This window comes from Vibrio sp. HENC-03 (assembly GCF_000305755.2).
In the GTDB taxonomy this organism is placed as follows: Bacteria; Pseudomonadota; Gammaproteobacteria; order Enterobacterales; family Vibrionaceae; genus Vibrio; species Vibrio owensii.
Map to the genome: position 1 here is coordinate 596,153 of NZ_JH976122.1, position 6,588 is coordinate 602,740.

Annotated in this window: 6 protein-coding genes; 1 reads left to right on the top strand and 5 read right to left on the bottom strand. The window is 42.9% G+C overall.

What is annotated here, in order from left to right:
• Positions 1–188 precede the first annotated feature (188 nt).
• The 5 genes from VCHENC03_RS12665 to potA all read right to left on the bottom strand — a co-directional run bounded on the left by VCHENC03_RS12665 (position 189) and on the right by potA (position 5,338).
• Positions 189–1,226 carry an extracellular solute-binding protein gene (locus VCHENC03_RS12665; RefSeq protein ID WP_005445793.1) on the bottom strand — a complete coding sequence of 346 codons (1,038 nt, stop codon included), beginning with the start codon at positions 1,224–1,226 and terminating at the stop codon, positions 189–191.
• A gap of 251 nt (positions 1,227–1,477) precedes the next feature.
• Positions 1,478–2,509 carry an extracellular solute-binding protein gene (locus VCHENC03_RS12660; protein WP_009706099.1) on the bottom strand — a complete coding sequence of 344 codons (1,032 nt, stop codon included), beginning with the start codon at positions 2,507–2,509 and terminating at the stop codon, positions 1,478–1,480.
• Between the two features lie 102 nt (positions 2,510–2,611).
• Entirely contained in the window at positions 2,612–3,382 is a 771-nt protein-coding gene (gene potC / locus VCHENC03_RS12655) for a spermidine/putrescine ABC transporter permease PotC (protein ID WP_005389180.1), read from the bottom strand.
• Positions 3,382–4,242 carry a spermidine/putrescine ABC transporter permease PotB gene (potB, locus tag VCHENC03_RS12650; protein WP_005441590.1) on the bottom strand — a complete coding sequence of 287 codons (861 nt, stop codon included), beginning with the start codon at positions 4,240–4,242 and terminating at the stop codon, positions 3,382–3,384. The genes potC and potB overlap by 1 nt, the downstream gene beginning before the upstream one ends.
• Positions 4,223–5,338 (bottom strand): spermidine/putrescine ABC transporter ATP-binding protein PotA, encoded by a 1,116-nt coding sequence (potA, locus tag VCHENC03_RS12645; protein ID WP_009706100.1) that lies wholly within the window; start codon positions 5,336–5,338, stop codon positions 4,223–4,225. Before potA ends, potB begins: the two co-directional genes overlap by 20 nt.
• A 401-nt stretch (positions 5,339–5,739) precedes the next feature.
• On the opposite strand from potA, the gene VCHENC03_RS12640 reads away from it, so the two are divergent.
• Positions 5,740–6,537, top strand: a complete 798-nt coding sequence (locus VCHENC03_RS12640) for a hypothetical protein (RefSeq protein WP_005441595.1) — start codon at positions 5,740–5,742, stop codon at positions 6,535–6,537.
• The last annotated feature ends 51 nt before the right edge of the window (positions 6,538–6,588 follow it).

A 6,588-nucleotide genomic window follows, 5' to 3' on the forward strand; every position in this document is an offset into this window, starting at 1 on the left:
ACAGGACCTTGGTTTAGCAAAGGCATCGAGTGATTCGATGCCTTTTTGTATTTTGAAACTTCGTATTATGGCATTTGGTAATCTGAGCTGGATAGCTGGATAGCTGGATAGCTGGAGATACAAAGAGTAAGTTTCAGATACAAGAAAAGCGACCGAAGCCGCTTTTCTAAACTATTTCGACAGACTGATTAGTTGTCTACTTTTAGCTTTTGGAAGTATTCATCGTAAAGCACGCTAGCTTCACCGACTTCGTCTTGCCATGTACCGCTGTCCATCACTTCTTGTGGTGGGAAGATGCTTGGATCGTTAGCAAATTCTTTCGGTAGTAGATCGTGAGCTGTTTTCACTGGAGTAGGGTAACCAATCTCTAGTGCAATCTTAGCTGCGTTCTCAGGACGTAGAAGGAAGTCGATCATCTTATGAGCAGCATCAACGTTTTTCGCGCCAGCTGGAATTGCTAGGCTGTCCATCCAGAAGATAGTGCCTTTTTCTGGCCAGATGATGTCGATGTTCGCGCCTTCTTGACGAGCCATGTAAGCAGAACCGTTCCAAAGCATACCAAGTGATACTTCACCTGCTAAATATGGGTTCGCTGGGAAGTCTGAGTTGAATACCAATACGTTTGGCATTAGCTTTTTCAGTTCTTCGTAAGCCGCTTTGATCTCGTCTGGGTTAGTTGTGTTTGGTGAGTAACCAAGCTTAGTTAATGCAATGTGGAATACTTCGCGAGAATCATCCATCAGCATTAGTTGACCTTCCCACTTGCTATCCCAGAAGTCATCCCATTTAGTTACAGAAGACTTATCTAGCATATCAGCATTGATACCAATACCGGTCGCACCCCAAATGTATGGGATAGAGTAGTTGTTGTTCGGGTCGAACGGCTTGTTCAGGAAGTTAGTGTCTAGATCAGCAAAGTGAGAAAGTTTCTCTTTGTCGATCTTTTGCAGCATGCCTTCTTTACGCATTTTAGATACGAAATAGGTAGACGGTACTACCAAGTCGTAACCAGAACCTTGAGTTTTCAACTTCGCGTACATGCTTTCGTTAGACTCGTACGTAGAGTAGATAACTTTGATGCCGGTTTCTTTTGTAAAGTCTTCAAGAACTTCATTTGGAATGTATTCCGACCAGTTGTAGAAATACAGTTCTTGATCAGCAGCCATTGCAGGGGTAGCGATTAGCGTCGCCGCACACAGTGCGCTTGCGTAGAATTTACTTTTCATTTTATTTCCGTTTTGTTCAGCAACAGGACAAATCAATACTAGTAACAGATACTGGTTTGCGCCAAATTGCGATAAGCACAATCCTGTTTATTTGAGCGACAAAAACTGACATTAAGACCAAAATAGGCAGTAATGCTTGAACTCGAGTCAAATAAACCTAGCAACATACAATTATATCAGTCAATTACAAAAATAGGCAGCGTATTGCTGCCTATTTTCATTTAGTAGATGGCTTATTAAGCAAGATCAGATTATTGACCCGCTTTTAGCTTCAGGAAGTAGTCTTCATACTTCACTGTCATGTCGCCAACAGAGTCTTGCCATTCAACGCGGTCAAGGTCTTCTTGAGAAGGGAACAGTGGTGCAACGTCTTTGAATTTAGCGTTAGATTCTGCAACCGCTGTTAGGTAACCCGTATCCGCTGAAATTTGCTCTGCGATTTCTGGACGTAGTAGGAAGTCGATCATCTTGTGAGCCGCTTCTACGTTCTTCGCGCCAGAAGAGATTGCGAAGTTATCAACCCAACCGATACCGCCTTCTTTAGGGAATACTAGTTTCAGGTTCATGCCTTCGTTTTGAGCAGCAGCTGCGCTACCGTTCCAAAGCATACCAACACCAACTTCGCCAGACATGTATGGTGCTCCTGGGTTGTCAGAGTTGAATACTAGAACGTTAGGCATTAGCTTTTGTAGCTCTGCGTACGCTTCGTCGATTTGTTTTGGATCCGTAGAGTTACCTGAGTAACCCAGTTTGCGTAGTGCAATGTGGAACACTTCACGAGTGTCGTCCATCAGCATTACTTGACCTTCAAGCTCTGGCTTCCATAGGTCAGCCCAGCTTTGGAAGTCGTTTGGATCGTACATGTCCGCGTTAACCGCTAGACCTGTAATCGCAACAACGTGTGGAATAGAGTAGTCGTTATTTGGATCGTAAGGCTTGTCTAGGTAGTTTTTATCTAGGTTGCCGAAGTTTTTCAGCTTAGTCTTATCGATCTTTTGTAGCATGCCCTCGTCACGCATCTTCGCTACGAAGTACGTTGAAGGTACTACTAGGTCATAACCTTGGTTATGAGTTTTTAGCTTTGCATACAAAGTTTCGTTCGACTCGTAAGTCGAGTAGATTACTTTGATGCCAGTTTCTTTAGTAAATTGCTCTAGGATATTACTGTTAATGTAAGGACCCCAGTTCATAAATACTAATTCTTTATCATCCGCTGCCGCTGTACCAGAGAACAGAGAAAGCGCACATGCACTACCAGCTAATAGAGTAGCCCATTTTTTCATTGACGTTAGCTCCAAACCAAACGTTGTCCAATTTTGGACGATAGATAGTAAAACAGAATGGCATGTAACCATTCTGTTTCGCGATGTTAACGGGTGCGGATTCTACTTTACTTTTTCTCTTGCTAGCAACTGAGAAATCACTACCAAGACCAAAGAAACAATCAACATCACCGTTGCTAGGGCGTTCACTTCCGGTGAAATGCCCACCTTAACCATTGAGTAAATCTTCAATGGCAAGATTTCATATGTTGGACCTGTTACAAACGAGCTGATAATTACGTCGTCCAAAGACAGGGTAAAGCTCAGTAGCCAACCTGCAGCAACCGCTGGTTTAGCAAGAGGAAGGATGATCTGTTTCAAGATAACCCATTCGCTTGCGCCAAGGTCTTTTGCAGCTTCCAACATTTTCACATCAAAGCCATTTAAACGGCTGTACACTGTTACCACAACGAACGGTAGACAGAAGGTGATGTGAGCAATCAATAGAGTAAAGAAGCCAAGCTGTGCGCCTAATACTAGGAACAGAGCAAGCAATGAAATCGCCATTACAATATCTGGAGACATCATTACGACAAACAGCATGCCGTTTACCGCACCTTTACCTTTGAACGAGTAACGGAATAGGGCAACTGCTGTCAAACTACCAATAATTGTAGCAGCAGTTGCAGAAAATACCGCTACGTTCAATGAATGCCATGCAGCCTGCATTAGGCTGTCGTTATTTACTAAAGTTTCGTACCATTTCGTGGTGAAACCGCCCCATTTCATACCAAATTTGTTGGCATTAAATGAGTTAACAATTAAGACGATGATTGGCAGATACAAAAATGCATATACCAGCGCCATAAAGCTAAATCTAACTGTGCGTCCCATTAGTCTAGCTCCACTTTCTTATTCAATAGTTTGCCAGCTCTGTAGTAAGCGTAAAGCATCACAGCCATTGCGAAGGTGAGAGCGATACTGGTCGCAGCACCAAATGGCCAGTCACGAGCGTTCAATACTTGGCTCTTAATGACGTTACCGATCAGTAGGTTCTTCGCACCGCCAAGAAGGTCAGAGATGTAGAACATACCTAGTGCAGGTAACAGAACCAACAAACAGCCACCGATAATGCCAGGCATTGTCAGAGGTAGAATAACGCGTGTAATGGTTTGAAACTTGTTCGCACCAAGGTCTTTTGCTGCCTCGATGTATGTGTTGTCTAACTTCTCGATTGCCGAGTAAAGCGGCAAAATCATAAATGGAAGCAAGATGTACACAAGACCAATCATTACTGCTGTTTCGGTATACATTAAACGCATCGGTTTATCGATGATTTCCATCGCCATCAACGACTTGTTCAAAATGCCTTGAGTACCTAGAACAATCTTCAGACCGTAAGTTCGGATAAGAGAGTTAGTCCAGAACGGTACAATCACCAAGAACAACATGAACGGACGCCATTTTTCAGGCATTTTCGCTACGATGTAAGCAAATGGATAACCAATCACCAAACACAACAAAGTTGCGATGATCGCCATGTAGAAAGAGTGCATCAGCACCTTTGCGTACAAAGGATCAAGTAGGCGAAGATAGTTGTCGAACGTAAACGTTAATTCAATGAGGTTCGCTTCATCACGCGTCAAGAAACTTGTACCGATAATCATTAGGTTTGGTACTAACACAAACAGTGTTAACCAACCAACGATTAGGGTAATGATCGCGTTCTGAAGATTAAGCTTCTTGCTTATCATTTAGTACTACCTCCCAGCTCTCAACCCAAGTAATAGCGACTTTCTGGCCGAGAGAGTGGTCCACATCTGGATCATCTTCGTTAAAGAATTCGCTTACCATCACGCGCATGCCTGAATCCAATTGGATAACAGAATCAAGCGTCATACCTTTATAGGTACGCTCAGTTACGTGACCTACGATGCCTTTTTCTTCAGACTCTTTGATCTCTTCGATTCGTAAGTCTTCTGGGCGAAGTAGTACTTGTAGTTTGTCACCAGCTTGTGCTTCTTGATCGTAGTAAACAACGGATTCAACGCCTTCAATCTCTGCACGAATACGTTTCTCGTCGATACGATCTAGCATGGTTGCGTTGAATACGTTGATCTCACCGATAAAGCGAGCAACAAATAGGTTCTTAGGTTCTTCGTAGATCTCACGTGGAGAGCCATCTTGTTCGATAACACCGTCGCGCATAACAATAATGCGGTCAGACATCGATAGGGCTTCTTCCTGGTCGTGCGTAACGAAGATAAAGGTAATACCAAGCTGACGCTGAAGCTGTTTAAGCTCGATTTGCATTTGCTTACGTAGTTTGTAATCAAGCGCAGATAGAGATTCATCTAGCAGCAGTACTTTTGGCTTGTTCACAACCGCACGCGCAATGGCGATACGTTGTTGCTGACCACCAGAAAGTTGGTGAGGCTTACGCTGTGCCATTTTTTCTAGGCGAACCATGCGTAGCGCATCCATAACTCGCGGCTCGATCTCTGCAGCAGGTGTTTTCTGCATGCGAAGACCAAAAGCAACGTTTTCAAATACGGTCATATGAGGGAAGAGTGCGTAACTCTGAAATACCGTGTTGACGTGCCTTTGCTCTGCAGGAACCTGTGTTACATCTTGGTCATCTAATACGATTTGACCGTTGTCTGCCGTCTCAAAGCCCGCGATCATGCGTAAAACCGTTGTTTTACCACAACCAGAAGGACCAAGAATCGTCAGAAACTCACCATGATTAACATCCAGATTTAAATTACCGATGATTTCCTTGCCATCGAAACTTTTGCTAATACCAGATAGACGAACTACTGGCTTTCCTGCTTGCTGTTTAGCGTTCAACGTCTGTATTTCTCCCACGTTCAAATTGGGTTTCGACCAATTGATGTGACATTAGTCATTCACTTTTGAGGCGCGCATCATAATCACCAAAATTGTGAAATCAAAGCATTTTCTTATCTTGAAACAGAAAAAATTTTGCAGGAAAAAGTAAACATTCCTTACCATACTGTTTTTATGGGGGTATTCAATTTTCCGCTATACATAAGCAAGGCATTAATTTCTTCAGCAAATGTTTTCAATTTCATGGATTTGCGAGTGGTTAATTATCGACCAAATAGCAGATTTTGCAAGTATTGAGGCCGACTTATGATTTTAGACGCGGAAAGATTTCTTTATAATGACGCCCTTATTAATTAACTGGTTTTCCAGAAAAAATCTTACAAGTTAGCCTTGGATTAAATATGAACAACGATTTTGAGAAAGATTTCAATCTTGGAGGGAGTGTAGAGCGAGCTCTTTCTGGCAAGTATGAACTAAAAGCAGCAGCCGTTTTTAGTGAAGCTTGGCGCACCACCATTCAACAGTTTTTGTCCTTCTCACCTGCGATTATTCTTTTGCTTTTCGTACAGTTGGGTATCTTCTATATCGCACTGCAACTTCAACTGGGTGATCCAGGCGTAATCCTTGATGCTATTCAAGACCCAGAATCTTTTACCACTGACATCGTTTCCGCTATTTATGTGGCTAACTTTAGTTACGAAGTGATCAGCGCGCCGATTTATGCTGGTATCAGCTTAATGGCGATGAGCCACGTTGCAGGGTTACGAACCAAGATCCGTCATGTGGGCAAAGGTCTTCAGTTTACGGTACCAGTGATTCTAGCAACGCTGTTTAGCTTGATGATGCAGGGTGTAGCGGGAATGATTTTCCCATTGCTGTCTCTGTATCTTTCTTTAGCGTTTAGTCATTCTATCTTATTGATTTGTGAGAAAAGAGTGCCTCCAATGCAGTCACTTCTTTTGTCACTTCGTGCAATCAACAAGAAGCTTTTTGTGGTCGCAGGGCTTTACTTAGGCGTGATGTTGATGTTTATTGTTGCTGCAATGTTCTACGGAATTGGCTTGATCTTCGTGCTACCGTTCTTCTTCCATTTGAAGGGAATCCTGTACCGCGAAATGTTTGGTATCAAGTTAAAGATCGTAGCGACACAGCAAAATGATAACGATCACGATGGTAACTCTCAGGTGTTTGATGCCTAAATCTTTAAAATCAATGAGTTTACGAGTGGCGGCTATCACAATAGCCGCCAC

Excerpts from the sequence above, each read along its gene's own strand:
- VCHENC03_RS12665 (WP_005445793.1), bottom strand. The coding sequence starts at position 1,226 with ATGAAAAGTAAATTCTACGCAAGCGCACTGTGTGCGGCGACGCTAATC.
- VCHENC03_RS12660 (WP_009706099.1), bottom strand. The coding sequence starts at position 2,509 with ATGAAAAAATGGGCTACTCTATTAGCTGGTAGTGCATGTGCGCTTTCT.
- potC (WP_005389180.1), bottom strand. The coding sequence starts at position 3,382 with ATGGGACGCACAGTTAGATTTAGCTTTATGGCGCTGGTATATGCATTT.
- potB (WP_005441590.1), bottom strand. The coding sequence starts at position 4,242 with ATGATAAGCAAGAAGCTTAATCTTCAGAACGCGATCATTACCCTAATC.
- VCHENC03_RS12640 (WP_005441595.1), top strand. The coding sequence starts at position 5,740 with ATGAACAACGATTTTGAGAAAGATTTCAATCTTGGAGGGAGTGTAGAG.